At 64.1% G+C, this 3332-nt stretch carries 2 protein-coding genes; both read left to right on the forward strand.

Features of this window, described 5'->3' with window-relative positions:
* Positions 1-2849 (forward strand): DNA polymerase III subunit alpha (dnaE, locus tag RBR29_RS11385; protein ID WP_320349377.1); only part of this gene is annotated, 2849 nt, incomplete at its 5' end.
* The coding region (locus tag RBR29_RS11390; protein ID WP_320349378.1) for a glycosyltransferase at positions 2846-3332 on the forward strand (487 nt) is incomplete at its 3' end. The genes dnaE and RBR29_RS11390, both read left to right, overlap by 4 nt.

Below are 3332 nucleotides of genomic sequence, written 5' to 3' on the forward strand. Positions count from 1 at the left end.
CCGACTTTCGCGCCCACGAGGCCCGCGTCTGCATCGCGGAAGGCGAACTGCTGGGCAATCCGCGCCGTGTCCGGCGGTTCACCGCCGAACAATACATGCCTGACAGCGCCGACATGGCGCGCCGTTTTGCGGACGTGCCATCGGCCCTGGCCAATGCGGTGCAGATCGCCCGTCGCTGCAACCTGACCCTGACACTGGACCAGCCCCAGCTGCCCTTGTTTCCCACGCCCGACGGGATTTCCCTGGACGATTATCTGGTGCAACTGGCCAACGAGGGCCTGGCCCGCCGCATGGAGCAGCTGTATCCGGACGCCGCTGAGCTCGCCCGCCAGATGCCTGTCTACCAGGAACGCCTGGACCTGGAATGCCGGACCATCGTCGACATGGGCTTTCCCGGCTACTTCCTGATTGTGCAGGACTTCATCAACTGGGGCAAAAGTCACGGCGTGCCGGTGGGGCCGGGCCGGGGCTCGGGCGCGGGCTCCCTGGTGGCCTTCAGCCTGGGGATCACCGACCTGGATCCACTGCGCTACGACCTGCTGTTCGAGCGTTTCCTGAATCCCGAACGCGTGTCCATGCCCGACTTCGACGTGGATTTCTGCCAGGACAACCGCGAACGGGTCATCGAGTACGTCAAGCAAAAGTACGGCCGTGACGCCGTCAGCCAGATCGCCACCTTCGGCACGCTGGGCGCCAAGGCCGTGGTGCGCGACGTGGGCCGTGTGCTGGAGATGCCCTACAGCGTCTGCGACCGGCTCTCGAAGATGATCCCCTTCAATCCGGCCGACCCCTGGTCGCTGGACCGCACGCTGGAACACGAACCCGCCTTCCGCGAACTGTACGATACCGACGAGGAAATCCGTGCGCTCATCGATCTGGCGCGGCCCCTGGAGGGCCTGACGCGCAATATCGGCATGCACGCGGGCGGGGTGCTGATCGCACCGGGCAAACTGACCGATTTCTGCCCCCTGTATTGCCAGCCGGGCAGCGAATCCAGCGTCGTGTCCCAGTTCGACAAGGATGACGTCGAGGCCGCCGGGCTGGTCAAGTTCGACTTTCTGGGGCTGCGCAACCTGACCATCCTGGATTGGGCGGTGCGCTATGTGCGCGAATTCAATCCGGACAAGCGCGATTTCGACCTGATGGCCCTGCCGCTGGATGATCAGGCGACCTACGAACTGCTGTCGGCGGCCAATACCACGGCCGTGTTCCAGCTCGAATCGCGCGGCATGAAAGAACTGCTGAAAAGCCTGCGGCCCAATACTTTTGAAGACGTGGTCGCCTTGCTGGCGCTGTTCCGTCCCGGCCCGCTGGAATCGGGCATGGTGGTCGACTTCGTCAACCGCAAGCACGGTCGTGCCGAAGTCGATTATTTCCATCCCGACCTGGAACCTGTGCTCAAGAGCACCTACGGCGTCATCGTCTACCAGGAACAGGTGATGCTGATCTCGCAGATCATTGGCGGCTATTCCCTGGGCGGCGCCGACCTGTTGCGTCGTGCCATGGGCAAGAAAAAGCCCGAGGAAATGGCCAAGCATCGCGTGATCTTCCAGGAAGGCGCGGCCAAGAAAGGCTACGACCCGGATCTGGCAGCCCATCTGTTCGATCTGATGGAAAAATTCGCGGGCTATGGCTTCAACAAGAGTCATTCTGCCGCCTATGCCCTGATTTCCTACCAGACCGCCTGGCTCAAGGTCTACCATCCGGCGGAATTCCTGGCCGCGACCATGCTGTCCGACATGGATGATACGGACAAGATCCAGGTGTTCTGGCGGGATGCCCTGGAAAACGACGTGGCCGTTCTGCCGCCCGACGTCAACGAATCGGGCTACCGCTTCGCGCCGGTGGCCGACGAGCATACCGCCCAGGGCCGCCCGCCGCGCACCATCCGCTATGGCCTGGGCGGGGTCAAGGGGACCGGCCAGGCCGCCGTCGAGGCCATCATTGCTGCCCGCGAAGCCGGCGGCCCGTTCACGGGGCTGTTCGATTTTTGCGCCCGGGTGGATCGCCACGCCGTCAACCGGCGCACCATCGAGGCGCTCATCCGCGCCGGCGCCTTCGATGCGCTGGAACCCAATCGCGCGGCCCTGCTCGAAGCCCTGGGCAGCGCCATCGAGGCGGCCGAGCAGGCCGAGCGCAACGCCAACCAGGTTTCCCTGTTCGATGACAATACGGACGAACTCGTCGCTGATGAGGTCGCGCGTGTTCCGCCCTGGGATCTGGAAACTCGCTTGCGGGAAGAAAAAACCGCCTTGGGTTTTTATTTCAGCGGGCACCTGTTCGATGCCTGGCGCGACGAAATCCGCCGAGTGGCGCCCACGCCGCTAGCGCGGCTGGCGCCTTCGCGCGGGCCGCAGTGGCTGGCCGGCGTGCTGGCGGAAGTGCGCGTGCGCATGACCCGGCGCGGCAAAATGCTCTACGCCTTGCTGGACGATGGCAGCGCCCAGATCGAGGTGGCGATTTTCAACGAATTGTATGAACAGCATCGCGACAGCCTGAAAGAAGACCGCCCCCTGGTGGTCCAGGGGCGCGTCAGTCACGATGAGTTCTCTGGCGGCCTGCGGGTATCGGCCGACGAACTGTATGATCTGCAGCGGGTGCGCGAGAGCCGCGCCCGCAGCCTGCGCCTGTCTGTGCCTGGCGACCTGGACGTCGATCGCCTGCAGGGGCTGCTGGCGCCCTGGCGTGCGGCCGAGTCCAGCGTGCCGGTCGAACTGCGCCTGATCTGCCCACAGTTTTCCTGCCTGTTGCGCCTGGGCGATGATTGGCGCGTGCGCATGGACGAGGCCCTGATCGCGGATGCGCGGCAGTGGCTGTCTCATGACAATGTGGAGGTCCACTACGGATGAAGCCGCTGCGCATCCTGCATGCCGAGGCCGCGACCGGTTTTGGTGGCCAGGAAAATCGCATTTTCAAAGAAATGTGTGCCATGCGCGACCATGGGCATTACCTGGAAGCCGTCTGTCAACCGCATGCCAAATTGACACGGCATCTGCGCGAAGCGGGCTTCCAGGTTCACACGGTGCTGATGGACGGGCCACGCAGCTACGTTCGGGGGGTGATTCAGGTCCGCCGTATTCTGAAGGAAGGCAGCTTTGATGTATTGAACACACACAGTCGCCGCGACACGATGCTGGCGGGGGTGGCAGCGCGCCTGGCCGGCACGCCGCTGATCGTGCGCACGCGGCACCTGGCGATCAAGCCAGGATCGTTGTTGTCTTATACCGGGGTGCCGCATTGTGTGACGACGGTCAGTGAGCATGTGCGGCAGTTGCTGTTGCAGCGCGGGGCCGCGCCGGAACGTGTGGCGACGGTCTATTCTCCCATCCCGC

This window comes from Castellaniella sp., from assembly GCF_034007085.1.
Lineage (GTDB): Bacteria > Pseudomonadota > Gammaproteobacteria > Burkholderiales > Burkholderiaceae_B > Castellaniella.